General features: G+C 66.1%; 22 protein-coding genes. 12 read left to right on the top strand and 10 right to left on the bottom strand.

The genetic code is table 11. From position 1 onward, the window contains the following. Positions 1-28 precede the first annotated feature (28 nt). Positions 29-1,225 (top strand): hypothetical protein, encoded by a 1,197-nt coding sequence (locus tag N6C22_RS14295; protein WP_261651793.1) that lies wholly within the window; start codon positions 29-31, stop codon positions 1,223-1,225. 5 nt (positions 1,226-1,230) lie between these two features. On the opposite strand, the gene N6C22_RS14290 is transcribed toward N6C22_RS14295, so the two are convergent. Then, entirely contained in the window at positions 1,231-2,019 is a 789-nt protein-coding gene (locus N6C22_RS14290; RefSeq protein ID WP_261651792.1) for an enoyl-CoA hydratase/isomerase family protein, read from the bottom strand. Between the two features lie 83 nt (positions 2,020-2,102). Here N6C22_RS14290 and N6C22_RS14285 point away from each other — a divergent pair, with 83 nt between their 5' ends. The 4 genes from N6C22_RS14285 to N6C22_RS14270 all read left to right on the top strand — a co-directional run bounded on the left by N6C22_RS14285 (position 2,103) and on the right by N6C22_RS14270 (position 5,770). Continuing rightward, the gene (locus tag N6C22_RS14285) at positions 2,103-3,476 is read left to right on the top strand and encodes an NAD(P)/FAD-dependent oxidoreductase (RefSeq protein ID WP_261651791.1); all 1,374 of its coding nucleotides are present in this window, start codon (positions 2,103-2,105) and stop codon (positions 3,474-3,476) included. A gap of 74 nt (positions 3,477-3,550) precedes the next feature. Continuing rightward, positions 3,551-4,813 (top strand): NAD(P)/FAD-dependent oxidoreductase, encoded by a 1,263-nt coding sequence (locus N6C22_RS14280; protein ID WP_261651790.1) that lies wholly within the window; start codon positions 3,551-3,553, stop codon positions 4,811-4,813. A gap of 432 nt (positions 4,814-5,245) precedes the next feature. Next, positions 5,246-5,515, top strand: coding sequence for a type II toxin-antitoxin system HicB family antitoxin (locus N6C22_RS14275; protein ID WP_261651789.1), 270 nt, complete (start codon positions 5,246-5,248; stop codon positions 5,513-5,515). Positions 5,516-5,518: 3 nt separating this feature from the next. Beyond that, on the top strand, positions 5,519-5,770 hold the full coding sequence (locus N6C22_RS14270; RefSeq protein ID WP_261651788.1) for a type II toxin-antitoxin system HicA family toxin: 252 nt from the start codon (positions 5,519-5,521) through the stop codon (positions 5,768-5,770). 349 nt (positions 5,771-6,119) lie between these two features. On the opposite strand, the gene N6C22_RS14265 is transcribed toward N6C22_RS14270, so the two are convergent. The 3 genes from N6C22_RS14265 to N6C22_RS14255 all read right to left on the bottom strand — a co-directional run bounded on the left by N6C22_RS14265 (position 6,120) and on the right by N6C22_RS14255 (position 10,963). Next, positions 6,120-8,525 (bottom strand): DUF2309 domain-containing protein, encoded by a 2,406-nt coding sequence (locus N6C22_RS14265; protein ID WP_261651787.1) that lies wholly within the window; start codon positions 8,523-8,525, stop codon positions 6,120-6,122. Further along, entirely contained in the window at positions 8,515-9,999 is a 1,485-nt protein-coding gene (locus N6C22_RS14260) for a proton-conducting transporter membrane subunit (protein ID WP_261651786.1), read from the bottom strand. The genes N6C22_RS14265 and N6C22_RS14260 overlap by 11 nt, the downstream gene beginning before the upstream one ends. Positions 10,000-10,477: 478 nt before the next feature. Beyond that, on the bottom strand, positions 10,478-10,963 hold the full coding sequence (locus N6C22_RS14255; RefSeq protein WP_261651785.1) for an Lrp/AsnC family transcriptional regulator: 486 nt from the start codon (positions 10,961-10,963) through the stop codon (positions 10,478-10,480). A gap of 210 nt (positions 10,964-11,173) precedes the next feature. Here N6C22_RS14255 and N6C22_RS14250 point away from each other — a divergent pair, with 210 nt between their 5' ends. The 4 genes from N6C22_RS14250 to N6C22_RS14235 all read left to right on the top strand — a co-directional run bounded on the left by N6C22_RS14250 (position 11,174) and on the right by N6C22_RS14235 (position 16,603). Next, complete coding sequence (locus N6C22_RS14250) at positions 11,174-12,856, top strand: TrkA family potassium uptake protein (RefSeq protein WP_261651784.1); 1,683 nt, start codon at positions 11,174-11,176, stop codon at positions 12,854-12,856. A gap of 75 nt (positions 12,857-12,931) precedes the next feature. Beyond that, positions 12,932-13,732, top strand: a complete 801-nt coding sequence (locus tag N6C22_RS14245; protein WP_261651783.1) for an HpcH/HpaI aldolase/citrate lyase family protein — start codon at positions 12,932-12,934, stop codon at positions 13,730-13,732. Positions 13,733-14,152: 420 nt separating this feature from the next. Then, entirely contained in the window at positions 14,153-15,061 is a 909-nt protein-coding gene (locus N6C22_RS14240; RefSeq protein ID WP_261651782.1) for a bile acid:sodium symporter family protein, read from the top strand. 378 nt (positions 15,062-15,439) lie between these two features. Next, a complete protein-coding gene (locus tag N6C22_RS14235) occupies positions 15,440-16,603 on the top strand; it encodes a PQQ-binding-like beta-propeller repeat protein (RefSeq protein ID WP_261651781.1) in 1,164 nt (387 codons plus the stop codon). A 37-nt stretch (positions 16,604-16,640) separates the two neighbouring features. Here N6C22_RS14235 and N6C22_RS14230 read toward each other — a convergent pair whose 3' ends face one another. Together N6C22_RS14230 and N6C22_RS14225 are read right to left on the bottom strand one after the other, a co-directional pair. Further along, the gene (locus N6C22_RS14230; protein ID WP_261651780.1) at positions 16,641-17,753 is read right to left on the bottom strand and encodes an alanine--glyoxylate aminotransferase family protein; all 1,113 of its coding nucleotides are present in this window, start codon (positions 17,751-17,753) and stop codon (positions 16,641-16,643) included. Positions 17,754-17,866: 113 nt separating this feature from the next. After that, positions 17,867-18,265 carry a Rieske 2Fe-2S domain-containing protein gene (locus tag N6C22_RS14225; RefSeq protein ID WP_261651779.1) on the bottom strand — a complete coding sequence of 133 codons (399 nt, stop codon included), beginning with the start codon at positions 18,263-18,265 and terminating at the stop codon, positions 17,867-17,869. Positions 18,266-18,368: 103 nt separating this feature from the next. Here N6C22_RS14225 and N6C22_RS14220 point away from each other — a divergent pair, with 103 nt between their 5' ends. After that, complete coding sequence (locus N6C22_RS14220) at positions 18,369-19,367, top strand: hypothetical protein (protein ID WP_261651778.1); 999 nt, start codon at positions 18,369-18,371, stop codon at positions 19,365-19,367. A gap of 375 nt (positions 19,368-19,742) precedes the next feature. Here N6C22_RS14220 and N6C22_RS14215 read toward each other — a convergent pair whose 3' ends face one another. The 3 genes from N6C22_RS14215 to N6C22_RS14205 all read right to left on the bottom strand — a co-directional run bounded on the left by N6C22_RS14215 (position 19,743) and on the right by N6C22_RS14205 (position 22,394). After that, the gene (locus N6C22_RS14215; protein WP_261651777.1) at positions 19,743-20,147 is read right to left on the bottom strand and encodes a hypothetical protein; all 405 of its coding nucleotides are present in this window, start codon (positions 20,145-20,147) and stop codon (positions 19,743-19,745) included. Between the two features lie 151 nt (positions 20,148-20,298). Beyond that, positions 20,299-21,354, bottom strand: coding sequence for a dipeptide epimerase (locus N6C22_RS14210; RefSeq protein WP_261651776.1), 1,056 nt, complete (start codon positions 21,352-21,354; stop codon positions 20,299-20,301). Continuing rightward, on the bottom strand, positions 21,351-22,394 hold the full coding sequence (locus tag N6C22_RS14205; protein ID WP_261651775.1) for a DUF1611 domain-containing protein: 1,044 nt from the start codon (positions 22,392-22,394) through the stop codon (positions 21,351-21,353). The genes N6C22_RS14210 and N6C22_RS14205 overlap by 4 nt, the downstream gene beginning before the upstream one ends. Positions 22,395-22,532: 138 nt before the next feature. On the opposite strand from N6C22_RS14205, the gene N6C22_RS14200 reads away from it, so the two are divergent. Further along, positions 22,533-23,759 carry a hypothetical protein gene (locus N6C22_RS14200; protein WP_261651774.1) on the top strand — a complete coding sequence of 409 codons (1,227 nt, stop codon included), beginning with the start codon at positions 22,533-22,535 and terminating at the stop codon, positions 23,757-23,759. Between the two features lie 37 nt (positions 23,760-23,796). After that, complete coding sequence (locus N6C22_RS14195) at positions 23,797-24,555, top strand: helix-turn-helix domain-containing protein (protein WP_261651773.1); 759 nt, start codon at positions 23,797-23,799, stop codon at positions 24,553-24,555. Positions 24,556-24,622: 67 nt separating this feature from the next. On the opposite strand, the gene N6C22_RS14190 is transcribed toward N6C22_RS14195, so the two are convergent. Then, positions 24,623-26,251, bottom strand: a complete 1,629-nt coding sequence (locus N6C22_RS14190; protein ID WP_261651772.1) for a Na+/H+ antiporter NhaC family protein — start codon at positions 26,249-26,251, stop codon at positions 24,623-24,625. Positions 26,252-26,349: the final 98 nt, after the last annotated feature.

Here is a 26,349-nt window from a genome sequence, read left to right as displayed (position 1 = left end):
TATAGCAGACCACTCCTTTGGCATGGGTATGTTTCGCACCGCCAGACGAGCCATCACGGTCGTGAATCGACGGCCGGCGGTGCTTCTGGGTGGGTTCGGGCTGGCGGTGGCGCAGGGTCTCGCCGTCTTCGTCGGCTGGACCGTCGCCACCGCGCTCGGACTCCCGACCGCGCCGGGACTCGTGAGCGTCGACCTCGTCGGTAGCCTGGGCGCGCTCGCCGCCGGTATCGTGGCCGGCTCGGCGGTCTGGGCCCTGCTCGCGCCCGCCCCGCTCGCCGCCATCTACCACCTCGGCCGGGAGACGCTCGTCTACGGGACACGGGGGGACGACCTCCCCGGGGAGGCCCGCCACGCCGCGAGGGCAGTACGGACGTACTACGCCAAACTGCTCGCGGCCGCTGGCTGGCACCTCCTCGTCCTTCTCGCTGCGACCGTCCTCGCCTCCTTCGTCGTCTTCGGTCTCTTGCTCGTGGTCGTCACCCCCCTCCAGTTCCTCAGCTACCACACGCCGCTTTGGTTACCCTGGTTCGACCCCCTCGACTACGGCCTCGTCGCTATCCTGGTCGTCGCCGGGGCACACGTCACGGGTGGCCTGCCAGTCCGTTTCTTCGATACCGTCTCCCTGTTCGCCGCAGAGCACCCGAGCCGCGCCTGGGCGACCAGCCTGCGCTTCGCCATGGTCCGCCCCGGGAAGCTGGTCCGGTACGCGGTCGGCGTGTTCCCGCCGACTGCCGCGTTCGCGCTCGTGTTCTGGCTCACGGTCGAGGCGCTTCCGGGGCGGCTCGCCCTCCCGCTCGGAGGGTTCGTCTTCGTCGTGTTGGGCGGGTTCGTCGCGGCCTACACCCGCGCGTTCCACCTCGCGTTCTTCGAGTACACCGTCTCGCCGACGGTGTGTCGGCTCGCGCCTGCGGAGGTCGCGCCGGTCCGGTCGGTGACGGCCGACGAGTTGCCAGTCCTGACGGACAAGCCCCGGACCCTGGTGAAGGTACTCGTCTTCGTGTTGCTGGTGACGAGTGCGGGCGTGGTCCGCACCGCGGACGTGGGCGGCAGCGGTGACCCCGGCATCGAGACCTCGGCCACGCTGGCGGAACTGGACGGCTCGACGGGCGCAACCATGGAGGCTGCCGCCCCCGACACGAACGCGAAGCTCGGCGGTGACCAGCCCGAGGGCAACACTGGCCAGAGGACGGTGTCGGGCTGGCTCTGGGACCTGGCGCTGTACTGACCCGGCTACTGTCCCTCGAACTCTGCCTCCTCGTCGCCGAAGAACGCCGCGTAGCCACGCTCGTAGTCGTCCGAGTTGGCCAGCCGCGAGATGGCGTCCTTCTCGGCAGAGAGTTGTGCAGAGAGGGTTCGTTCGTCTGCCTTGTCCAGCAACCGCTTGATGGTCCCGTACGCCTTCGTCGGGCCGGTCGCGAGGTCGGTGGCGACCGCGTCCACGCGGTCCGGCCACTCGGCGTCCGCGACGACCTCGGTCGCGAGGCCGTCCTCGACCGCCTGCTCGGCCGGAATCGGCTCGTCCAGCAGGGCGATTTCGCGCGCCTTCCGGTAGCCAACCAGTCGCGGGAGGAACCACGTCGAGCCGCCGTCACCCGAGAGGCCGATGCGGGGGTAGGTGAACTCGAAGCGCGACTCCTCGTGGGCGAGCACCACGTCGGCCGCGAGCGCGAGACCGAGGCCGCCACCCGCGGCGACCCCGTTGACCGCGGTAATCGTCGGTTTGGGCGCGGTCGCCAGCGTCTCGACGGCGCCGTGGAGCTGGCCCGCGAGCGTGTCGAGGCGCTTCGAGTCGGACGAGTCGCCCTCGAAGGTCGTGAGGTCGGCGCCGGTACAGAACGCGGGGCCGGCACCGGTGAGGGTGATGCAGCGGACCGCGTTGTCGTCGGCGAGGGCGTCCGCGGCGTCACGGAGGTCCGCGGCCGTCTCGGGGGACAGCGAGTTGTACTTCTCCGGGCGGTCGATGACGATTCGGCCGACCCCGTCGGTCCGCTCGACGGCGACGTGCTCGTAATCACTCATGGTCCGGAGTGTGCAGGGCAGCGACAAAAAGCCGCCGAGGCGGTTCAGGGGCTTTATTAGGGACTGCCGAGAGGAAACGAGGTATGAAGCGCGTTGACGTGGCCATCGTCGGCGGCGGGCCGGCGGGCACATGTGCCGCCATGGAAGCGGCCTATCACGGTGCGGACGCCCTCGTCCTGGAGAAGGGCGTGCCGCGAGCCGACCGAGAGGGCCTCGGCCCAGACTCGACGGACGCGGCGGGGATGCTCGACTACTGGGTCGACATCATGGACTTCGACCCCGACGAGTTCCCCGAGGGCATCGTCCTGCAGGAACTCGACGCGGTCGACTTCGTCGGCCCGACCGAGACGACGACCCTCCGCAGCACCGGCATCGACTCCTCCTACGACCGGTTCGGGTACACCTTCCAGCGGGCCCGGATGGACGACTGGCTCCGCGAGCAGGCCGAGGAAGAGGGCGCGGCCTACGAGGTCGGTGTCTCGGTCAAGAGCGTCGACTCCGACCTCGATTCGGAGTACCGCCACACCGTCCACCTGGCCGACGGCGAGGACGTCGAGGCACGCTACCTCGTGCTGGCGGACGGCCCCCAGCGGACCGTCACCATCCCGACGCTCGACCAGTTCATGCCCGAGGGAAAGAGCGTCTCCGACGTGATGAGCCCGCCGACGGCGAACCACATCGCCTACCAGGAGCACCGCGAGGTGCCCGAGGAGGTGTTCGAGGAGACCCACCTCAAGTTCTGGTGGGGCTGGATGCCCGGCGAGACCGCCTACCCGTGGATCTTCCCGAACGACGGCAACGTCGCCCGCATCGGCCTGACGATGCCCATCGGGATGACCCTCGACGACGTCGAGGACCCCGACGGCTACCGTCTGCTCGAACCCGAGGACGAGTCGCTGCCCCGTGCCGGCGAGTACATCCGCCGCCTGCTGGAGATCGAGTACGGCGACGAGTACGACATCGAGGAGGACTTCCCCCTCGTCGAGGACCGCGGGAAGTCCGGTGGGACCGAGACGTACCCCATCTCCTCGACCAAGCCCATCGAGTCCCCGACCGGAGCCGGCATCGCGGTCGCCGGCGGGGCGATGGGCACCACCTCGGCGTTCCACGAGGGCGGCTACCACGTCGCCTGCCGAACCGGCAAGATCGCGGGCCGGCTCGCCGCCGTCGACTCGCTCGACCGGTACAACGAGGTCTGGCGCAACACCGTCGGTGACGAGCTCCTGCGTAACGTCACCTTCGCGGACATCGTCGCGGAGTACGGCCCCGACGACTGGGACCGTACCTTCGAGATGACGAACAAGCTCATCAGCGACGGGAGCGACGGCTCGCTCATCAAGAGCCGCCTCTCGGGTGGTCTCTCGGGCATGAAGCTGCTCGCGAAGTACAAGCGCACGAAGCGCTCGCTCCGCAAGAACGGCTACTTCAAGCTCACCGAAGACGACTACACCGTCTGAGTTCGACGGCTCCTTTTCCGGCAGTCACCGTCGGCTGACGACGTGTTTTTGTGCTGGCAGTCGAAGGCCCGGGTATGACCCGACCCGACGCCGAGACGGACCCGTTCCTCTCGTACCTCGGCACCTATCGGCTCCCCGACCGACTCGACCGCTCGGGGACCTCTGCGGCGGTCGTCGGCGGGGCGATGGCCGGCCTCGCCGCCGCCCACGCCCTGCGGACACTGAACTACGACGTGACCCTCTACGAGCGCCAGTCCTACGACGCAAAGCGCGTGAACTGTGGCGAGGCGATGACGAACGTCTCGATGCTCCCGATGGCGAAGACCAGGCAGAACGGCTTCGCGAACCACACGCCCGCCTTCGACGTCGAAGTGTTTACAGGCGACACCGATGACCGCCAGTTGGCTGGCAAGGGTCGGTTCCCCTCCGAGCACGGCTACGTCACCGACCGCAACCTCGTCGAGCGCACCTGGGCCGAACAACTAGCCGACCGGGGGGTCGACGTGGTCGAGAACCACGGCGTCACGAAGGCCGAGTTCGAGCAACTGCAGGAGGAGCACGATCTCGTGGTCGACGCAACCGGCCAGCCCTCGATGGCCAGCAAGGTCGAGGGAAAGACCGGCGAGTACGCCGGCGCGATGACCGCCCTCAACGCTGACGTGGAAGGTGACTTCTCGGACCTCTACCCCGACTCGCTCATCATCTTCGAGAACTATCTGGGCTACTCGTGGGCGTTCCCGAAGTCGAAGACGAGAGCCAACGTCGGTATCGGCTGGGCGCAGGACAAGAAGCCCGGCGACTACATGGAGGCCTTCGAGCGCGCCTGCGAGCGCAACGACTGGCCGGTCCCCACCCGCGAGCAGGCCAACGTCTACACCATCCCGCGTGGCCCCTCGCTCGACCCACGGCGGACCTACCTCCCCGAGAAGCGCGTGGTTCGGGTCGGCGACGCCGCCGGTATCGCGAACCGCTTCACCGGCAAGGGCATCTCCCAGGCCGTCGAGTCCTCGTACCTGATGGCGAAACTCGCCGCCGAGAACAAGCTCGTCGACTACCCGAACCACCTCTACAAGCGACTCCGGAACGAGTACCGCCTCGCCTACATCGTCCGCGGTGCCCTCGAAGACGGTCGCCCGGACCTCCTTGGTGGCGTCATGGACGCCGTCTCCGGCATCGACGTGGAAGAGGTCGACCGCAACCCGAAGAGGGCGTTCCTGCGCCTCGCCCGCCGCCCGAAACTGCTCGCCGGACTGCTCAAGAACGAGACGATGCGGACCCGGCTCTACCGCGCCTACACCGACGACTGGGAGTACAAGCACGTCCCCGGCGCGGTCTGAGCCGGTGCGATGTTACCGGGTCGACCTGCGTCGAGTCGCAAGACCTTACCCCGGTGGCCGGCTACTTCCGCGTGCGTGCCACAAGTCCCCGCTCCGAGCGGACCCATTTCGGCAGCGATGACGAAGCGGAGAACCCAGGTACGCGATATCGCTACCTGCTGGTCGCATCACGCGGCCCGCCGGACCGGCTTCTGTCGGTTCGGAATCCGACAGCACTGGCAGCGCTGTCCGCCCGGCACGAGGGTTTCCCGGTTGACGCGGCATGCCGCCAAGGGATGATACCGGTCGTTAGTGTTCCGGGCGACAACTCTGAATTCGCCAGCAGTTGCTTCGTTGTGGACGTATTCTCGTGACTTTAGTACTCACCCGTGTACGAGGTGTGTCTCTCACGACCGAATCCTTATGCGGGACGTCCTACTATCTCAGACCAACATGGCCAGTTCGACGCGAGATGGGGCCCCACACGAAGCAGAGATTCGTCTGTGGCGTGAGGACGACTGGTGGGTTGCGAAAGACGTTGAAACGGGTGTCACCACGCAAGGTCAGTCTCGGGAGGCCGCACTGGAAAACCTCGACGAGGCAGTCGCACTCCACAACGACGAGGTCGGAAGGCCACCGACCGACGAGGAACTCCGTGAGATGGGTATCGACCCCACGGACAATACGACAGGTGGGCAGGAGCCACCGGACGTGCTCGACTAATCGATGGGCAGGAGAACTTTTTCAGGGAGAGAAGTGGTGAAGGTCCTGGTCAACGTTGGTGGGTTCGAGTGGCGACGCACGACTGGAGACCACGCGCAACTGTACTACGAACATCCAACGAACGAAAGCGACAGGCGGCGAGTGACGGTTCCGTTGCACGATGAACTTCGAACGGGGACACTGCGCAGCATCGCCGAGAGCGCCGGAGCGAGAGATTTCGAGGAGTTCTGTGAGTGGCTCGACCGTAATTCGTAGTCTTCGTTCTCCCCCGGGGAACTATCTGGATGGGCCATGGTCTATCTACGGAGAATCTACTAGTAGTGTGTCGGTTGCTCGTGTTCCGGGCGACAACCCTTCTTTCCCCGATAGACATCGCTACAGCTTCGACGACACTGTCGACGAAGGACCCCGGCACGCATCCTTTCTCTGCGACGAAATCATCGCTTCGTGGTGAACGAACGGTCTACGGAGAGTCTCGAAAAAGGCATCTCTTCGTGTGGTCTGTGACGGCGAAACGGAACGCCGACCGAAGAGAGGTGAGGTTCGTCGGTCCAACTGGAGCCGGAACAGTTCACCGACGGTCCTCAAGGGAGAAGATGGACGGTCAGTCGTCCGCGACAGCCGTCGGAGCGGCTTTCGCCGGCTGCGCGTCGAGCTGTTCGGACACTGGCGTCCACTCCAGGTTCTCCTCGTAGTGGAACGCACGATGGCGCTGCGTCGGGTCGACGACGGTCATCGAGAACCAGTCGTTGTCCAGTAGCTGAGTTATCTCGCCGTGGTCGGCCAGAATCTCGGTGACACGCTCGACTGGTGCGTGGACGACCGTCGAGAGGCGGAGGGGCTGATGGTACAGTTCGTCGTCGGCAGCCATCAGCGACTGGAGCGGGAGCCCAGTCATCAGGTCGCCCCCGTTGCCCTGGTAGACGCCGACGTTCCCGACGGGGTTCTGGGTCACCTTCGACCCGCTCCCGTAGACGGCGTTGTCGACCGTCGAGAAGTAGTACTGCGTGTTGATCCACTGGGTGACGACCAGCGGACCCGCGAAGATGGCTTCGAGCGCGTCGCCGTCGGGGTCGTTCGACCAGTCGTACGAGTGGAGGAAGGCGCGGCCGTCGAGGTCGAGGTCGCTGGTCAGTTCACGGGGCCCGATGACGAAGCCGGCGTTGCCAGCCAGTCCCCATTCGGGACGCGTCTCGGCCCAGTCGGCGGCCCGGCGTTTCGTCTCGCTGACTCCCTCCGATTCGGCAGCGTCCATCGACGCTGCGCGTTCGGCAGCCGCGTTCTCGCGAGCGCTGGCGAGGTCAGCACGCAACTGCTCGATGTCGTCGGTGTGGCTCTCCGGGGCGTCGTGGTCGTACAGCTGGACCTCGTCGGTCGTCGTGTTGTGCTCGCCGGCGACGAAGACGGTGTCCTCGGGGATGTCGTGGCCGCGGTCGCGAAGTGCCGTTTTGACCTCGGGGTCGTTACAGATGGTCGCGAGTACGCGGGCGTTCGGACCGCCCGGATTGCCGGCACAGGCACCGCAGTCGAGGCTCGAATCGTACGGGTTGTTGGTCGTCTCACTGGCGTGGCCGGTGAAGACCACGAGACGGCTGAACTCGTCCCAGCCCATCAGTTCGAAGGCGGTGGCGGCGTACTCGACCTGCTCCTCGGTGGTCAGTCCGACCGGGAGATCGCCGGCATAGCTGTACTGGTGGTGGACGACCTGGTCACAGAACTCGTGGGAGTCGGGAACCGCGTCGTCGGCAGTGTCGAACAGGTCGGCGACGCGGCCAGGGACGAGCGTGCGGGCCGCGAGCGCCAGCCCGTACCCGCTGCCAGCGTTCTCCACGAAGCCGAAGGCGGTGGCGGGGTTCGATTTCAGCGTCTTGACGACCCCACCCGCGGCTTCGCGGATGCTCGACCAGCTGTCGTGGGTTGCCTGCGCCTCCCTGTCGGCTGGAAGTTCGGTAACGTGGTGCTGTGGCTCGAGAATCGGCGGACAGGCATCGACCGACACCTCGGTGTCGTATCCCTGGTACTCGATCGGGATGCCGAAGAAGCCGGCGTAGCCGTGGGTCTCGTAGTCGCCCGTGGCCTCGATGTGCCGGCGGATGACCTCCGAACGGGTGTCGATACAGAAGACCATCTGGGCGTCCGGGCGGCCTGCAGACTCGCGCTCGGCGAGGGACTGGCTCTCGTCGGCGACGCTCTCGACGAGTTCGGTCCGGTAGCTCGCCTCCCACGCGGTCAGGAACGCTTCCGCAAGTTCGTCGGCCGAGTTCGCGTCGGTGCTCTCGGGACCGGTCGAGGGTTCGATGTCGGCGTCGAAGGCCTCGAGCAGCGAGAGACGGACCGCGAGATAGCCCGCAAGCGTGACCGGGTGGGTCGACTGCCACTCGCCTTCCTTGTCGGCGCGCTGCTTGATGAAGCCGGCCCAGCCGGGGAGCGCGGCCAGTTGTTTCTCGAAGATGGGCACCCACTGGCTCTCCGGGTACGGTTCCAGCACTTCTTCGAGGGCGTCGAGTGGCGTCTCGGGCAGCGCTGGGGCGGCGCACTCGTCGGGGATGTCCCCGTCGTGTGCCGCGACGTCACGGAACGCGGTGTAGAACCCGGCCTCGCGGTTCGGCATCGGCCACTGCGCAGAGCCCTCGTCGAGGAAGGCCGACAGCCACTTCGTCAGCACGTGGTCGACCCGCTCGGTGGCGGTGTCAGGGGTATCCGACTTGGCGGTGGTGTCCATCCGCGCAAGCAGCGTCTCCGGCTCGTCCTCGAACCCGCGTGCTGCGAGCTCCGATTCGAGTATCTCGGGGTCGATCTGGCCGGCGTCGAGGGCTGCCTGGAACGCCGCAGGGCTCGGATAGCCGCGCCCACCCAGCAGGTGGCTCGCCTGGGTCACCGCCTCGCCGAACGGCAGGTCTTCGAACCCCGAGAGGGGGTTGGCCGTGACGAACGAGTGGAGCGGCCACACCGACCCGACGGTGGTCGCTGCTTTCTCGATGCTGTTCTGGATGGTGGTTTCAGTGTTCATTGTAGTCCTCCTTGGTGGTCAGCACGGTGCTGGATGGGGGTTGACTCGCGTTCACGAGCATTACGTAGAGACGCTGGCTGCGTTCGTGGACGCCGGTCTCCATGGCGACGTAGACGGCGAGGAAGACGACGGCCACGACGACGTGGAGTACGGTCAGGTCGGTCGGCGCGGTGACGACGGGAAGTCCGGTCAGGAGCTCGAGTATCGTCTCGTAGACGAGGGCGTAGACTGTGATTGCCGGGAGGAAGACCAGCGGGACCGCGCCGTAGCGGACCATCGCCGGGAGGGAGGCGTGCTGGACCACGCTACGGGCGGCGTGGAGCGTGGTGAGTACCACGAACAGGACGAGCAGGAGCCCGGTGTCGAGGCTCGTCCCCTTCCCCGTCAGCGCTGCGAACAGTGCGCCTCCGGCGATGCCGGTCAGGAGCGTGACGGCGACACCGGCCACGCTCGTCGTGTTCCGGGGTGTCCCCGTCGGGCTGGCGCGTTCGACCTGTGCGGCCGCGCCGAGGAACTGGTAGGCCTTGTAGAACCCGTGTAACACGAGATGGGTGATCGCAGCCCCGAAGAAGCCGAGGCCGGCCTGCAGTATCATGAATCCCATCTGGCCGACCGTCGAACAGGCCAGTTTGCTCTTGACGTCGGACTGGACTGATTTGAGGAGCTTCCCGAGTAACGCGCTGGCCGCGCCGACGCCGGCGACCAGGAACATGAGACCCGGGTCGGCGGTGATGACCGGCGCGAACCGGAGGAGCAGGATTCCGCCCGCGTTGACGAACCCGGCGTGCATCAGTGCCGACGCCGGCGTCGGTGCGGTCATCGAGGAGAGGAGCCAGGTGTGGAACGGGAAGAGGGCGGACTGGATCATCGCGGCGAGCACGAGGGTACACGCGGCGACGAGCCACAGCGGCCCCCCGAGCGTCTCCGAGGCCGTGGCGATGCCGGAGACGGTCGTCTCGCCGGTCGCCCACCACAGCGTCGTCAGCGCGACACCGAGGAGGGCGCTGCTGGCGAGGAAGTACCGACGGCCGACCGTCGCCGCCGCCTGTGCCTGTTTCCAGCCGTCGGCCGTACCGATGAGCTTCGCCATCAGCAGGCCCATCGCCAGCCACAGGAGAGCGAACAGGGCGATGTTGTCGGCCGCGACGAGTCCCATCACGACCAGGGTGAATCCGAACACGGTGCCGAAGAAGTCCGTCTCGTGGGCGCTACCCGCCATGTAGCGACGCGAGTAGCTGTGGACGATACCACTGAAGAAGGTGACGACCACCCACATCAGGACGGTCAGCCCGTCGATGGCGACCACGCCAGGAACCTCCCACGCACCACCGAACTGGGTTCGGGCGGCGAGTGCAGCGATGCTTGCGGCGAACAGCGACCACACGAGCCACGTGAGTGCGACGGGCACGAGCGGCGATTCGACCGTCGTGTCCGGGAGCGCTCCAATCGTCTTCTTCGAGGTTTGTCCTGACATCGTTGAGTCCATCGTACGACTCCGCCTGGCAACCGGGACGAACCGGGATACCAGTATCAGTCGTCTTCACCAGAACAGGGAACAGATTAACTATTAAATCTACCTATCTTCACAAATTGTTCGCATAATACCCGATTATAGAACGTTATGGTTTCACACACCGTGCGGGTGGGCCACTCGCCTCCGAGGTGAGAGAACAGCGTCGAGCCGGTTCCCGTTCGGTCACAGACGGTCCCTCACTGTTTGCGCGTCAGTACCAGCTCCGACGTTTGCGAACAGTTCGGTCACAGAACGCGACTATCTTACCGAATAGTTCGAAATCTGCGTGGGGACACCAGCTCGGTCTGGTCCGATACGTGGATACGGCGGTGCTCGCAGGAAGTGTTCTCGTCGGGCAATCGCCCGTTGCCCTCGCGCGCGGCCGGATGAGACGTCTTCGGTCAGCCGTCGTCTCTTCGTTCAGCCGTCGTCCCCTCGGTCAGCCCTCCTCCTCGTCGCGACCGCCGGAATCGAACTTGCCGAAGGGCGTCGTCTCGTGGCTCCGGACCAGGACTTCGTCGGTGACGTTGAGTCCCATGTCGAGCAGTTCCTGGGCCACGGGCGTGATGTCGCCGTCTGACTCACCAACGGCAGTCACGAGGAGGTTCTGTTCGCCGGTGACCAGCTCTTGAACCGACACGACGCCGTCGATCTTCAGTATCTCTGGGACGAGTTCACCCCGTCTGGGTATCGACGCGGTGCAATAGAGCATCATCCGAAGGGGATAGCCCGACTGCTGATAGTCGATGCTGGCGCTGTATCCTTTGATGATGCCCTCGGATTCGAGACGCGAGATTCGCTTGCGGACGGTACTGTCCGAGGTCCCGGTCCGCTCGGCGATATCTCCGGACGACATGTTCCGGGCATCTTCCTGCAGCGCATAGAGAATCGCTCTATCCACGTCGTCGATCTCCTTGTCGGCCATACCAGTGCGTCCGCGGCAAAGGTACTTTATTTGTAGGTTGCTCTGGTTCTCTCGTCCTGCGAATCTACTACTCGACTGTCGATTGCTCGTCTTCCGGGCGAGATTCCTGCCCCGACGAGCCGCGACATCAGGAGACGCGAGGCACTGACGGGGACCACGGAACGACATCATGCTTTTTCTCGGGTCGATGCAATATTCTAGCATCCGACGATGGTTTCGCTCCCAGAGCCGCTCCGCAGACTGAAACCGAGCCGCCGTATTCGACACGTCATCTACTACCTCACCGGGCTGGTGCTGGTCATCTTGCTATACACGGTTTCGTACAACTATGCGTTGGGACGGCTGGAGGGCGTCGACCAGTCCATCTTCGCGTCGTTCGAGTTCGTCATCCAGACGATGACGACCACCGGCTACGGGCAAGACTCGGACATCTGGAGCCACCCGATGATGTTCATGTTCGTCGCCATGATACAGATATCGGGTATCGCGACGGGATTTTTCACGCTCCGCCTCATCATCATCCCGCTGTTCACCAGTGCAGAGCTGAACCTCGACGACCGGCTCAGTTCCAAGAACGGCCACGTCATCATCTGTGAGTACCGCCGCGACTCGTCGGTTCTTCTGGACGAACTCAGGCAACTCGGTATCGATTACGTGCTCATCTCCTCTTCCAGAGAAGACGCCGAGGCGCTCTCGAACCAGGGCTATGCTGTGATCGACGGCTCCCCGCAGAACGCAAAGACGTTCGAACGGGCGAGTATCGACACCGCACGCGCCGTCATCACCGACGCCGGTGACGCGAACGTCAACACGATACTCACGGTGCGGTCGGTTCGGCCGGACGTCGATGTCATCGCACTCACCGACGACAGCTCGATGACGGAGATACTGCGCGACGTCGGTGCCGACACCGTGCTGTCCCCACACGGTGTGCTGGGCCATCGGCTCGCGGAGAAGGCCGTCGCCTCGTTCAGTTCCGAACTCAGGGACACCATCGAGATCGGCGGCGACACGAAACTGATGGAACTGCCGGTCTCGGAGTCGAGCGAACTGGTCGGGCGCAAGGTCAGAGAGACCAGGGTCAGAGAGCGAACGGGCGCGACCATCGTCGGAGCCTGGCTCGACGGCGAGTTACAGCTCCCGCCGAGCCCCGACGCGGTCATCCGTCCGAACACCGTCCTGCTGGTGTCGGGAGAGGAGCAGGCACTCAAGGAACTGAGCGAGTTCACCCGGCCCCCTCGCGCGTTCACCGAACACGAGCGGTTCATCCTCGTCGGGCTGGGTGAGGTTGGTCACGCCGCGAGGACGGTCATCCAAGAAGCGGGTGGGCAGGTCGTGACAATCGACGTCGAAGACAGACCCGAGGTGGACGTGGTGGGCGACGGTGGCTCGCGAGAGGCCCTGAAAGCGGCCGGCGTCGAGGACGCCGGTGCTATCGTCGTGGGTGTGCCCGACGATTCGATTGCCCTGCTGGCCACGGTGTTGGCGCAGTCGCTCAACCCCGACATCGAGGTGCTCGTCCGTGTGAGCGACGCGGACACCACGCCGAAGGCGTTCACCGCCGGTGCCGACTACGTCCTGTCGGTCCCCAGAGTGAGCGCCAGGATGGTCGCGAAGGAACTCCGGGGCGAGGACGTGCTGGCCCCGGCGAGCCAGATCCGTCTCGTCCGCGTGCCGACCACGCCGTTCGCCGGGTCGACGCTCGGGGAGTCCGGCATCTACGAGCAGACCGGCTGTCGCGTCATCGCCATCGAGGACGATGAGGGAGAGACGGTTGCCATCGACCCGCAGTGGGAGTTCACCGGCTCCGAGCGGATGACCATCGTCGGCTCCGACGAGGCCGTGCAGCGGTTCCTCAAGCGGTTCGATGTCTCGCCGACCGAGCAGCCCTGATACCCGGCTCGTCGATTCTGTGTCGAACGTTTATCGTGCACTAGACATATCCCGGCAGCGGTGGTAGAGAGAGCAATGACACGTCAACAACTGACGAACGGCCTCGCAGCCACCCTGGAACGCGGCGGCGTCGCGCTCGGAGTGCTCGACAACACCTACAGCCCGACACTCGTCGAGTTCTATGGGGAACTCGGCGTCGACTTCGCCTGGCTCGACCTCGAACACGGTGGACCGGACCCGTGGGACGCTGGGCGGATGGAGGACCTGCTGCGTGCCGCAGACCGAACGGACCTCGAACTGCTCGTTCGACTCCCCGGTACGGACCCGACACTGCTCCGGAAATCCCTGGACCTCGGGGTCCGGAACGTGTTCCTCCCACGCGTCGAGACCGCAGCAGAGGTCCGAGCGGCCGTCAAGTCCGCACGGTTCCGCTACGATGGGGCCCCCGGCGACCGGGGGCTCGGGGCACCGCGGGCCAGACGATGGGGACTCGGTGCCGACTACATCGACACGGAAGACTGCGAGACGATGGTCGGCGTCACCATCGAGACGGAAGAATCCGTCGAGAATCTCGACGAGATCCTTTCGGTCCCCGAACTGGGGTTCGTCTTCATCGGCCCCCTCGACCTCTCGGTCTCGCTCGGACATCCCGGAGAGATCGACCATCCGGCGGTCCAGGATGCGGTCGAGTCGATTCGCTCTCGGGCCATCGATGCAGGGGTTCCCGTTGGTGGCCTCGGCTTCGGGATGGACGACGTCAACCAGAAGGTGGCAGACGGGTACCAGCTGCTGAACCTGGGGAGTACCACCGGTGCGCTCGAGCAGGCTGTCACCGGCTGGTTCGACGCGTACGAGGGAGCGTCGGCACAAGAGTAGGGTGGTTGGAGGCAAAAGGACCCTCTCGGAAGGCGGAGAATCGGAGGAATCGGCAGGTACCGGACCATCCTGAGCGACAGGTGCCGACGGCGGTGGCAGTCCGCGCCGGCGAGAATCGGCACTGTGTTCGGCAGACAGGAGCCCGGCCACCCGTGGTAGTGTATGGCAGACGTTCGGGGCGGTGCGTTGCTCCCTGTCGGGTGATTACCTCACCCTCACTCTACCGTAAGCGCCCCCCAGCCATAACATACGCAGATTCTGGCACGTGACGAAACCACCGTGCGGGAACCGCGTAGAACGGCTTCGAGCAGATGACTCGTCACCGTCGCCCGGGAACCGGAGGCCGTTTCGCCGCGTGTCCCGTGACGCTCACAGAACCGGTGGCGTAATACGCCGGCCGCGGCCACTTCTTCGCAACCAATGGGGACGCGACTCACCGACGCCATCGAGGACTACCTGTTGCTGTGGATACTGCTGTCTGTCGCCGCCGGGCTCGCCGTCCCCGCGGTCGCCGTCGTGACCGAGGCCTCGACGCTCGTCCTCGCGGTGATGATCGGGAGCATCTCGTTGACGCTCTCGGTCGACCAGTTCCGGGGAATCGAGTCGCGAGCGCTCGGGGTCGTCCTCCTCGGGCACGTCCTGATGCCGTTCCTCGCGTTCGCCGTCGCCCACGCCCTCGGACTCTCGCCCGAGCTGACGGTCGGGTTCGTCATCCTCGGTGCGGTCACGCCGGAGCTCGTGACGCCGGTGATGACCGAACTCGCGGACGGAGACACGGCGCTCGCGACGACTGCACTGGTGGTCATCGGCGTCGGGAGCGTCGGGTTCATCCCTGCCGTGGTCGCCCTCCTCGCCGGCGGTATCGACGTGCCGACGCGCCCCATCGTGGAACAGCTGCTTCTGGCCGTGGTCGCACCGATGCTACTCGCCGTGGGTCTGCGGGCGTGGCGACCGGGCCGCGTCGGAGCCTACGACGAGTACTACCCCGCCGTCTCCGCGACGATGGTCGTCGTCATCATCGGTGGCGTGACCGCGGCGAACGCGGGCATCGTCCGGTCGAACCTGTCGCTGCTCGCCGGCGTGGGTGCGGGCGTCGTGGCCCTGAACGTGGTCGGGTACGGCGTCGGCTACCTGCTCGGCACGTGGTCGGCCCGGCCGACCCGTATCGCCTCGGTCCTCTCGGTCGGGATGCGCGATTTCGCCGTCGCCGCCGCACTGGTTATCGCGGCCGGCCTGCCGACCATCGCGTCGCTTCCGGCGGTCGCGTTCGGGGTGGTGGAGATGGCGACGAGCGCGGGGCTCGCGAAGTGGTTCCGTCGGGCGGAGTGAGTCCGCAGAGTGGTTCTTCTGCGGTCTGAATCGGAGAAACGAGGTGGTCAGTCAGTGGGTGGCAGACCCGTCCTGAGCGACAGTTGCCGGCGAGGGTGGCAGCCCCCGCCGGCGAGAATCGGCACTGGTTCGTGGCAGACAGGAAGTCGGCCCACCCGTGGTAGTGTATGGCAGACGTTCGGGGCGGTACGATGCTCCCTGTCGGGTGATTACCTCACCCTCACTCTACCGTAGGCACCGCCCAGCAATAGCATGTGAGGCTCCTGACTGGTGACGAAATCGCGAGGTGGGAACGACCGTCGAGCGGGGTCGTGACGGGCCGAGGGAATCCATCGAACCTCCGACACCATTTTTTCATCACGCCGGGAACCATCGTGTATGCCCTCCAGACGCCGCCGGCAGTTCCTCCAGTCTGCCGCCGCGGGAACCGTCGCGCTCGCAGGCTGTACCACGGTCCAGGAGCGTCTCGGCGACCTCCAGCGAAGTTCGCCGGAGCGACGGGTCGCTCCCGACTGGCAGCCCGCCCCCGGAACGTGGGCCGAGCGCGGGCACGGCCCCGCGAACACCAACCACAACCCGCATGCGACTCCGCCAGAGCGCGAGCCGGTGGTCGACTGGCGACGCGAGTTCGACTACTCTTCACGCGATGGCGGTTCGTTCGTCGTCGCTGAGGGTCGGGTGTTCGTCGAAACTGAGTACAAACTGCTCGCCCTCGACGCCAGTGACGGACAGGTCCTGTGGGAGCGCAGTGCCGGCGAAGCTGTGCAGCTGGCGTACGTCGATGGCCGACTCTACCAATTCAACCAAGACAATCCGGAATCGGACATCGTCGCCTGGTCACCAGACGGTGAGGAACAGTGGCGGACGACCATCCCGGACCAGATTCGAGACATCCACGAACAGCAAGGGTACGTGTTCGTCGCGGGTCGGAACCGGTACTGGACGCTCCACGCCGACACCGGGGCAATCGTCCGTGAACGTGACGACTGGGTTCGGAACATGGCGACGACAGGCGAGGGACTGTACGCAGCGGACGGGGGCATCCTGATCAGATACGAAGTCGACGGACGGACGCTGTCAGAACGCTGGCGGGCGAAAAGCGGCTACCCGGCCGTCTCGGGACACCCGGTGGTCGGGGAGGAACGAATCTACGTCCCGCAGCACAACTTCCTCGACGACGGCGAACCCGTCGTGGTGTACGACACGGCTGGGAAGAAACGAAGTGGCTTCGATGGTGACGGAACCTCGTATCTTACCCTAACCGGTGACGGCTCGATGGTCGTCCCGACGGAGCGTGACGGTGGTGGCCTCGTCGCGCGACGACCGGACGGCAGCCGACGGTGGCGGGCGGACGTGACGGGGCGAGCCGAGGCGATAGCCGCCGACGGGATGGTGTTTGGCGGGTTTCCACTGACCGCACTCGATGGCGAATCCGGGGAGCGTCTCTGGGAGCTGGACGTGGGCGGTCCGCGGCGGCTGGCGGCCGTAGATTCGACGCTGTACGTGCGAACCCACGACAGCATGCTCGTGCTGCGGGCCTGAGGTCGGAAACGAGGGGAGCGGGTCGGTTCGTCGGAGTCTACAGCCCGGCGACGTCCTCGATGGCGTCGGTCAGGGCCTTGATGGACTCGACGTCGTGTTCGCCCATGTGGCCGATACGGAACGTCTTCTCGCCCAGGGCTGAGCCGTAGCCGTTCGAGAAGACCATGTCGTACTTCTCGGAGACCTCCTCGATGGTCGCGGCGACGTCGATGCCCTGCGTGTTCTCGATGCAGGCCACCGTCTGGGACTCGTAGCCCTCCTCGGGGAACATGTCGAAGTGCTCGTACGCCCAGTCACGGGTGTACTCGGCCATCTCGCGGTGGCGCTCGCTGCGCCCCTCGTGGCCCTCTTCGAGCATGTGCTTCATCTGCTTGCGGTAGGCCAGCATGACCGGAATCGCGGGCGTCGAGTGCGTCTGGCCCTTGCGGTCGTAGTAGTCGATGCAGCGCTGGAAGCCGCCGTACCACGACGCCGAATCCTTCGAGACCTCGCGCTCGTAGGCGTCCTCGCTGACCGTACAGATGGCGAGCCCCGGCGGCATCGCGAAGGCCTTCTGCGAGGACGCAAAGAGCACGTCGATGTTGTGCTCGTCGATGTCGACGTAATCGCCACCCAGCGACGAGACCGCGTCGACGACGAAGTAGGTGTCCGGGTACTCGGCGATGAGGTCGCCGATCTCCTCGATGGGGTTGCGGACGCCGGTCGAACTCTCGTTCATCACCGTCGCGACGACGTCGTAGTGCTTGTCGCTGGATTCGAGTTCTGCGCGGATGTCCTCCGGCTTGATCGCCTGCCCCCACTCGTACTCGAGTCGGTCGACGTTCTTCCCCAGTCGCTCGGCGACGTTGGCGTGGCGCTCGCTGAAGCTCCCACAGGTCGGGACGAGGATGTTCTCGTCGACGAGGTTGAGCGTCGACGCCTCCCAGAACTCGGTGCCAGAGCCTGTGAGGATGATGACGTCGTTCTCGGTGCCGAGGAACTCCTTCGTGTCCTCGACGATGGTCGTGTAGAGGTCCGTCATCCGGTCCATGCGGTGGCCGAACATCGGTTCGCACATCGCGTCGATGACGTCCTCGCGCACCCCGGTCGGGCCCGGGATATACAGTGTCTTGTCCGGATAGTCGTCCGTGTATTCGCGTTTCTCGGTCACTGAACCACCTGAATACGAACCACTGCGTCGCGGGGTATGATGGTACTTGTGATACCGGTCCCATTGACGGGTCGGTTGGGCGAGAGCCGCCGATGGTCGACCCGGCAGTCCGGTCAGTAGAGACCCAGCGGGCGACAGGCGTCGAACCGGTCGTCTGCCAGGTAGACCGTGCCATCCTCGACTGCGACACCGATGGGTGCGAGGAACTCCCCTCGGCACGGGCCGCGGGTGCAGAAGCCGTCGTCGCAGTCGAACTGCGCGCCGTGTTTGTGACAGACGATTCGGCCGTTCGTGACGAGTGCGCCGAGGCCCCGGTCGAGTTTCACGTCGGGTTCGTGCGGACAGGAGTTCTCCCAGGCGATGACCGTCTCTCCCGCCCGGCAGAGGATGGCCTCGATGCGATACCCGGACGCCTCGACCTCGAAGCGCAATGTCCCGTTCGGGGGTATCTCGTCGAGTGTCGCGATTCGCAGATGTTCGAGTGCCGGGTCGGAACCGGTGTCGGTGCCCATGCAGATGTTTTTAGGTGGGCCTAAAAAAGCATTGTCGAGGGGTTCTGAGTACTCACCTGTTAGGGAGTATCGTGATGCACGACGGTCGCCTCGACTGCAGGTAATGAAGACAGTCCGCGCCGGCGTGGTCCTCCTCGTGCTCTGCATGCTGGCGGTGCCCGTGCTGGCACACGTGCCGAGTTTCCCCGTCGACAACACCAGTCCCGAGCGGGCGGTCGAGGTCCCGGACGCGGTCAAGTCGTGGTCGTTCTACGACCGGCTCGACGGGGGTGGCGCGAAGTACTACCGGTTCTCGCTGGACGCTGGCGAGCGACTCCAGGTGTCGACGTTCACGCCCCGGGACGGCGAGTTCACTCCCTCCATCGTCGTGATGAGTCCGTCGCTCGACGGGACCGAGGGCGTGCCGGCTGGGGTGACCGTCCCCGACGGGATGGGCGCTGTCGTGGTCGAAGGCGAGCGGCCTGCCCAACCTGGCTACGAGCCGTTCGCGCCGTCGGCCAACTACCAGACCGCCGAACTCTCCCGGCCGGTCGAGTCACAGACGACCTACCTCGTGGCCATCTACGAACCCGAGAACCGGAGCGGCCCGGCCGGTGTCGCCCTCGGCTACTCGGAGGAGTTCTCGCCGGTCGAGTACCTGACCGTCCCGTTCGACCTGGTCCAGACACACCTCTGGGAGGGGAAGCATCCGCTCGTCGTCCTCGGCCCGTTCATGCTCACGGTGCTGGTCGGACTGAACCTCGTCTGGGAACGGCGAGGCCGCGACTGGCGACAGACGCCGGCATTGTTGCTGCTGGCTGCTGCCGGCCTGCTCCTGGTCGGAACCGGCGTGAACACGCTCGTCCAGATGGGGCTCGCACTGTGGCACACCGGCCCGACCGCCGGGGCGGTGGTCACTGCCATCTTCGTCGTCGTCCCTGTGGTCTGCGGCCTCTGGGCGGTCCGACTCGCGCTTCGGACGGACGGGACGGTGGCCGTCGGAACCCGGCTCGGGCTCGCGGTCGCAGGTGTCCTGTCGCTGGTGACCTGGGGCGGGTTCATCGTCGGACCGGTGGTGTTGCTGGGGATGGCCCTCGCTCCGGAGCGACTGGTAGAGGCGTAAGACCGACACCGACGCGAGACCGACGCGACACCGCGACTGTGCAGTCGGCGGTGGTGTAGAATGGAGGCCGGGTAGGAAGTGGCAGACCCGTCCTGAGCGACAGTGGCCAGCGGCGGTGGCAGTCCGCGCCGACCGAGATCGGTACTGAACTTGGCAGACAGGAAGTCGGCCCACCCCGGGTAGTGTATGGCAGACGTTCGGGGCGGTACGTTGCTCCCTGTCGGGTGATTACCTCACCCTCACTCTACTGTAGGCCGCCTCCGGAGATAACACGTCCAGTTCCCGACCGGTGACGAAATCGCGAGATGGAAACCCGAAACCGGGTGCTGTCGTGGCGGACTCGCGTGCGACCCCGGCCCGGGGCGACCACGCCACTCAGGACAGCCACGAGCCGTCGGCCACGATACCGCCACGGTAGGTCCAGACCCTGCTGCGGCCGACCAGAACGCCTCCCTCGTCACCGGTCGTCAGCTCCGCCTCGCTGAGTTCGCCGTCGCGGTACGTCGCCCGGAGCTCGACCGTCGTGTCGACCTCGGCCTCGAAGCCGTCGTAGATGAACGCCGGGCACGGCTCCGGGCCGGTTCCCTCGCGGCGGAGTCGGATGTCCACCAGCTCCGCACTGTCCGCGCCGGTCCGGCGGGTCACCGACACACGTTCGAGCTCCTCGGGGGCGACGTCGACTGCTGCCTCTGCGAGAAGCGACGCGAAGGCGCGCGAGTCACGGAACCGTCGCTCGTATCGTCTCGCTTCGGCACCGTCGAGCGGGGCCTCCTCGACCATCTACCAGAGTATCGTCGAGGAGCCTGATGAGTGCTCTGGCAGAACGGGACCGGTTCGTGCGGGGCGGGCGGGAGTCGTACGCGGAGAGACGAGGGACGCGGAGACGCGGAGAACAGGAGGACTACCGGGGCTACGGACGGCGCTGTCGGGGCTACGCCCCCGGCTCGACGCCGTGACCGGGCCCGGCGGGGTCGATGGTCGGGTCGAACGCGGTGTCGGTGACGTCCTCGGCGAGCAGGAGGTTCCCGTCGAGGTCGACGTAGTCGAACGCACCGAGGCCGGCCACGAGGTGGGCACTCGTGTGGATGCCGACCGCGCTCTCCAGCATACAGCCGACCATCAGCTCCAGGTTCGCACCGCTCGCGATGTCGGCGATGGCCGCCGTCTCGAGCAGGCCGGACTTGCCCAGTTTGACGTTGACGACGTCGGCCGCGTCCTCGCGGACGACCCGGATGGCATCGGCGGGCGAGAAGACTGCCTCGTCGGCGGCGACCGGCACGGAGACGCTGTCTCTGACCCGGGCGAGCCCCGCGATGTCGTCCTTCGCGACCGGCTGTTCGAGGAGGGCGAGGTCGATGCCGCGCGCGGCGAGCCCGTCGACGAACCGCTCGGATTCGGCCGGGGTCCACCCCTGGTTCGCGTCCACCTTCAGCGTCGCCTCCGGGGCCGCCTCGTGGACGGCGACGACCCGTTCGAGGTCGGCGGCGACGGGCCCACCGGTCTTGACCTTGAGCTGGTCGAAGCCAGCCTCGGCCGCAGCCCCGGCCCGCTCGCCAGCCGTCTCGGGCGGCAGGATGGGTACCGTCAGGTCGGTCTCGACGGGAGTCGCGGTCCCGCCGAACAGCTCCGAGAGCGGAATCATCCGTTCGCGGCAGTACGCGTCGAGGATGGCCGTCTCGACGGCGAACAGGGCCGAGACGGCTCCCGGGAACGCGTCCCGGAGTTCGCGCACGAGTGACCGGTAGTTCCGCACGTCGCGACCTTCGAGGAGGGACGCGGTCGCCTGGGCCGTCGCGAGCGCGGCGCGCTGGGTCTCGCCGGTCACCGGGGGAAGCGGTGAGCCCTCGCCGTACCCCCGGACGCCGGAGTCGGTCTCGACCGTCACGAGCACGTTCCGGGCCTGTTCGCGCGTCCCGAGGCTTATCTCGAACGGCTCCCGGAGGGGCAGCTCGTGCGCGCTCGCGGTGAGGCTGGTGATGGTGGTCATAGCGAGTCACGGACCGCGGCGAGCAGTTGGCTCGGCCCGTCGGCCTCGTAGACGTTCGCGGCCGGCAGGTCGTACAGGTCGGCTGCCTCCCCGCCCTCGGCCCAGGTCGAGACGGCGGCGACGGGGGCATCCGAGAGCGCTTCGATGGCGCGTCGTTCCGCCTCGACGCCGGCGACCGACAGCCGTTCGAAGTGTGTCCGTCGCTCTCGAGTCGGGTCGTCGACCAGCACGACCGCGTCCGGGGCGGAACCCTGCAGAATCGAGAGCGTCACGCCCGAGTACGCGTGGTGTGTGAGGGCTGCCTGCCCTTCGACGAAGACGAACTCGTGGTCCGCTGCGATCGCACAGACGAGGTCCTCGACGACGCCGGCGGTGAAGTCCGCAGGGACGCGGTCGATGACGACCCCACGGTCCGCACCGATCATGATGCCGGTCTGCCCGGTCGCGACCCAGCCCGCGTCGAGGCCGGCCGCCCGTGCAGCCTGGTACAGTTCGAACGTCGTGGTTCGCTTGCCCACCGCGCAGTCGGTCCCCATCGTCAGGACGACGGTCGCCTCCACGTCGAGGGACCGGCCGTCGGCCACGCGCAGGTCGGACTCCGCGGGTGGTTTTCGCACGTCGAACAGCTCGACGCCACACTCGTCGGCGAGGTCCTGCCACTCCTCGTCCTCGCTGAGGAAGACGTGCAGCCCCGAGACCACGTCACAGCCCGCGCGCATCGCCTGCTGGATGTCCTCGACCCATGCTTCGGGGAGGGCACCGCCGGCGGGGGCGACGCCGATGACGAGCGCCGCTGCGTCGGGAGCCGTCTCCAGGGCGTCGGCCATGCTATCGACGACCGGGACGTCCGAAACGTCGTCCCTGTCGAGGACGCTGCCCGCGTCGGAGGCCGCACAGCTGGAGTCGATGACGGCCTGTGCGTCGAACAGCTCGCTGTGCATCACCACGCCGTTGGCGGTCTTCCCACCCGTCGTGCCGAGTTCGCCTTCCGCGAGGACGATGACGGGCGTCGCCGGGTCGAACGCCGAGTAGAGGTTCATATCCCGGAGTCTCACGGAGTCGACCAAAGTACCAGCACCAGACATGTCCGGTGGGGGGTGGACACCCGTGCGACGACCAGACATGTCCGGTGGTGGGTATTAGCACGATACTCGACCAGTACTCTGCGTAGCATACCCATGTCACAAGCTGACAATCAGAGTACGGCCGCGATATTCAAGCGGCTCGTGAGTGGACGGTTCGGAAAGATAGCCCTGCCGGCGATAATCCTGCAGTCGGTGCTCATCGGCGGTGGCTACGCCAGTGGCCGCGAGGTCGTCGCCTACGGCGCGAAGTACGGCTCGGCGGGCTGGTTGTCGATACTCGCCATCTTCGTCGGGTTCACCGTGATGGCCATGCTGACGTTCGAACTCGCCCGGACGTTCCGCGTGTACGAGTACAAGGGCTTCATCAAGCAGATAATCGGGCCGGCGTGGCCGTTGTTCGACGTCATCTTCCTCGCCATGGCGGTGCTCATCATCGCCATCATGGCGTCGGCCGCGGGGAACATCATGGAACAGACCATCGGCATCCCCTACCTCGGCGGCATCGTCGGTATCATCGGGCTGGTCGGCGTCCTGACGTACTTCGGTGCGGGGCTCATCGAGCGCTTCAAGATGGTCGGGACCGGCTTCCTCTACCTCGCGTACATCACGTTCGGCGTGGTCGTCCTGTCCCAGGTCTGGGGTGACGTCACCACGGTGTTCGCGAGCGCGAACACGTCGTACGTGGCCGACGCGGGGCTGGGGTCGGTCCTCTCCTCCGGCGCGCTGTACGTCGGCTACAACCTCGCGGTGTACCCGGCGGTCTTCTTCTGCCTGCACCGCCAGGAGACGCGCAAGGAGTCCATCGTCTCCGGCCTGCTCGCGGGCCTGTTGATGACGCTCCCGTTCACCCTGACGTACCTCGCACTGCTCGGGTTCTACCCGTCCGAGGCCGTCATGGGTGCCGAGGTGCCGTGGCTGGCGATGCTGGACCAGATCGGCAGTCCGGCCATCATCGCGCTCTACGGCGTCGTCATGGGCTGGACGCTCATCGAGACGAGCGTCGGCCTCATCCACGCCATCATCGACCGCGTCGACGAGAGCATCAACCAGCTGTCGACGGCGACGTTCGAGGACGCCGACGGCCTCACCCGGCTCCAGAGCGGCCTGCTCGGCGGCAGCATCCTCGTGCTCGCGACCATCCTCTCGCGGGTCGGCATCATCGCACTCGTCGCACAGGGATACACCATCATGGCGTACTTCTTCATCGCCCTGTTCGCCGTGCCCCTGCTGACCGTCGGCCTGTACCGTATCGTCAACCCGTCCGTGACCCTCCCGCTGCTGGACGTCCGGAACAACCGCCCCCAGCAAGAGAGGAATTAACACCGATAGTCAGCAACAGTACGAGGAGACACACATCATGGCACCCGATACACACGGCGAGCCGGCCGCGCGGGGCGACGCGCCTGCCGGCGGCTCGGCCCCGTCCGGCCAGGACGGCTACCAGCTCGTCCTCAAACTCGCGCATCCCGACTGCTGGATGCGAGAGGTGACGGCCGAGACGGACGCGCGGTTGCTCGTCAACGCGGTGTATCTGGTCGAGGGGCACGTGAAGACCCACGTGGTCGGCTACGGCGAGTCGACGGCGGCGCTGGACGACCTCGTCAGGGTGACCACCGATTCCGAGCACACCGATTCGGTGACCGAGATGTTCAACCAGCAGGAGTTCGGGAGCGACTCCGTGCTGTCGAACAAGGCGCGCCGGAGCCTGCTCGTGGAGTACGACCCCGACGACAGCATCCACGACGCGCTCGTCTCACGCGGATTCCTGCCACAGGAGCCCATCCGTATCCGTGACGGGTGGGAGTTCTGGACGGTGGCCGTCGACTACCCGCGCGAGAAGATCCAGGACCGACTGGACGCGGTGCGCGAGGAGAAGGACGCGGACATCGAGGTCCAGAAGATAACGAGCAGGAGCAGCGTCGACGCGCCGACGCTGGACGTCGAGACCCTCTCGGACCGCCAGCGCGAGGTGTTCGAGCTCGCCAGGGAACGTGGCTACTACGACCGGCCGCGGAACGTCTCGGGGAACGAGCTGGCCGCGGAGCTCGGCATCTCGAAGACGACGCTTCACGAGCACCTGCGGAAGGTCGAGGCCAAGCTGCTGGGCTCGAACTGACCGCCGCGACGAACCCAGCGGCTCTTCCATCCGCGTTCGAAAGAAACGGCGAGCGACACCTGTCGGCCTAGTCGTCCGAGACGCCGAGGTCAGCGTCGTTGTCGTACATCGAGAAGCGTGCGATGTCGACGTGCTCCGAGAGCACGTACGCGCCACCCACGAGCAGGATGAACCCGATGAGCAGCGCCGGGACGGCGGGGAGGCCGTAGCCGCTCCCGAGGAACAGGAGCGTCGCGATGCTCCCGGCGAGGACGGCGTACGGAATCTGCGTGTTGACGTGGTCGACGTGGTCGCTCGCGGCGAACATCGACGAGAGCACGGTCGTGTCCGAGATGGGCGAACAGTGGTCACCGAACAGCGCGCCCGTCAGGATGGCCCCGATGGCCGACGGGAGCGGTGCGCCGAGGTTGAACGCCAGCGGAATGGCGACCGGGAACAGGATGCCCATCGTCCCCCACGACGTGCCGATGGCGAACGAGATGAGCACCGAGGTGACGAACACGATGGCCGGCAGCATCGCGGCAGTGATGACGCCCTCGGAGATGCCGACGATGTACGGCCCGACACCCAGCGTCTGGGAGACGGCACCGATGGACCACGCGAGCGAGAGCACCGCGACCGGGAACATCACCATCTTGAAGCCCTCGAAGATGGCGTCGGAGACCGGTTCGAGCCCGATGCGGGCGTGCCCGACCAGGATAGCGAGGATGCTCCCCGAGGCCGCGAAGGCCGCCCACAGGATGGAGTCGGCCGTCGAGGCGTTCGAGATGGCGTCGACGAGTGCGGTGGTGAGGCCACTAACATTCCCGTTCGACAGCGGCGTGAGGACGCCACTGATGGTCAGCCCGCCGGTGAACAGCAGGCTGAAGCCGGTCATGAACACCAGCGTCACGATGGGGACCGCGAAGTACCACCAGCGCGGCTCGACGTGGTCGGGCGTCTCGATGTCGTCCTCCTGGGTCTCGATGAGCGGGTCCGCTCCGTCACGGAGGACCTTGCCGGTCTGTTCGGCCCGCTGTTCGGCGCGCTTCATCGGGCCGAACTCCCAGTCGGTCAGGATGACGACGAACACCAGCGCCATCGCCAGGATGCTGTAGAACCGGAACGGGAGGCTCTGGATGAACATCACGAACGGGTCGGCCTGGATGCCGAGGTTCTCGAACTGCTGGCGGATGAGCCCGACCTCGAAGCCGAGCCACGTCGAGACGACGGCGATGCTTGCCGTCGGCGAGGTCGTCGAGTCGAGGATGTACGCGAGCTTCTCGCGGCTTATCTCGAACTTGTCCGTGATGGGCCGCATCACGGAGCCCGTGATCATCGTCGACGCGTACGAGTCGACGAAGATGAGCATCCCCAGCATCGAGGTACCCAGCTCCGCCTGCTTGCGCGTCTGGATGCGCTCGGCGATGCGCGTCGCGAGCGCCGACATCCCGCCGGAGAGGAAGATCATCCCCAGCATCGCACCGACGAAGAATGTGAACAGCAGTAGTTTCATGTTCCACGTTGCGGTCACGTTGCTCACTACGAACTCCAGCGCACGGGCCGCTCCTGCGATCGGGTTGTAGCCGACCAGGATGGTTCCACCGAGCCAGATCCCCGAGAACAGCGACAGCAGCACCTGTCGCGTCTTGAGGGTCAGGCCGATGGCGACCAGCGCCGGCAGCAGACTGATTACGCCGTACGTTTCTCCAGGCATTGTCCGTCGGGTGCTTCCGGATTCCGATTGAAAAATGTAATGTTTCGACCCACCAAAACCAAACTTCTTGGACTTCTAACACGCAGATTCCTTCGAAA

The sequence above is a fragment of the Haloarchaeobius sp. HME9146 genome, assembly GCF_025399835.1.
In the GTDB taxonomy this organism is placed as follows: domain Archaea; phylum Halobacteriota; class Halobacteria; order Halobacteriales; family Natrialbaceae; genus Haloarchaeobius.
This window is presented reverse-complemented; position numbering and strand designations above follow the sequence as displayed.

Coding starts and splice junctions, on each gene's coding strand:
- N6C22_RS14295 (WP_261651793.1), top strand. CDS start 29: ATGTTTCGCACCGCCAGACGAGCCATCACGGTCGTGAATCGACGGCCG.
- N6C22_RS14290 (WP_261651792.1), bottom strand. CDS start 2,019: ATGAGTGATTACGAGCACGTCGCCGTCGAGCGGACCGACGGGGTCGGC.
- N6C22_RS14285 (WP_261651791.1), top strand. CDS start 2,103: ATGAAGCGCGTTGACGTGGCCATCGTCGGCGGCGGGCCGGCGGGCACA.
- N6C22_RS14280 (WP_261651790.1), top strand. CDS start 3,551: ATGACCCGACCCGACGCCGAGACGGACCCGTTCCTCTCGTACCTCGGC.
- N6C22_RS14275 (WP_261651789.1), top strand. CDS start 5,246: ATGGCCAGTTCGACGCGAGATGGGGCCCCACACGAAGCAGAGATTCGT.
- N6C22_RS14270 (WP_261651788.1), top strand. CDS start 5,519: ATGGGCAGGAGAACTTTTTCAGGGAGAGAAGTGGTGAAGGTCCTGGTC.
- N6C22_RS14265 (WP_261651787.1), bottom strand. CDS start 8,525: ATGAACACTGAAACCACCATCCAGAACAGCATCGAGAAAGCAGCGACC.
- N6C22_RS14260 (WP_261651786.1), bottom strand. CDS start 9,999: ATGTCAGGACAAACCTCGAAGAAGACGATTGGAGCGCTCCCGGACACG.
- N6C22_RS14255 (WP_261651785.1), bottom strand. CDS start 10,963: ATGGCCGACAAGGAGATCGACGACGTGGATAGAGCGATTCTCTATGCG.
- N6C22_RS14250 (WP_261651784.1), top strand. CDS start 11,174: ATGGTTTCGCTCCCAGAGCCGCTCCGCAGACTGAAACCGAGCCGCCGT.
- N6C22_RS14245 (WP_261651783.1), top strand. CDS start 12,932: ATGACACGTCAACAACTGACGAACGGCCTCGCAGCCACCCTGGAACGC.
- N6C22_RS14240 (WP_261651782.1), top strand. CDS start 14,153: ATGGGGACGCGACTCACCGACGCCATCGAGGACTACCTGTTGCTGTGG.
- N6C22_RS14235 (WP_261651781.1), top strand. CDS start 15,440: ATGCCCTCCAGACGCCGCCGGCAGTTCCTCCAGTCTGCCGCCGCGGGA.
- N6C22_RS14225 (WP_261651779.1), bottom strand. CDS start 18,265: ATGGGCACCGACACCGGTTCCGACCCGGCACTCGAACATCTGCGAATC.
- N6C22_RS14220 (WP_261651778.1), top strand. CDS start 18,369: ATGAAGACAGTCCGCGCCGGCGTGGTCCTCCTCGTGCTCTGCATGCTG.
- N6C22_RS14215 (WP_261651777.1), bottom strand. CDS start 20,147: ATGGTCGAGGAGGCCCCGCTCGACGGTGCCGAAGCGAGACGATACGAG.
- N6C22_RS14210 (WP_261651776.1), bottom strand. CDS start 21,354: ATGACCACCATCACCAGCCTCACCGCGAGCGCGCACGAGCTGCCCCTC.
- N6C22_RS14205 (WP_261651775.1), bottom strand. CDS start 22,394: ATGAACCTCTACTCGGCGTTCGACCCGGCGACGCCCGTCATCGTCCTC.
- N6C22_RS14200 (WP_261651774.1), top strand. CDS start 22,533: ATGTCACAAGCTGACAATCAGAGTACGGCCGCGATATTCAAGCGGCTC.
- N6C22_RS14195 (WP_261651773.1), top strand. CDS start 23,797: ATGGCACCCGATACACACGGCGAGCCGGCCGCGCGGGGCGACGCGCCT.
- N6C22_RS14190 (WP_261651772.1), bottom strand. CDS start 26,251: ATGCCTGGAGAAACGTACGGCGTAATCAGTCTGCTGCCGGCGCTGGTC.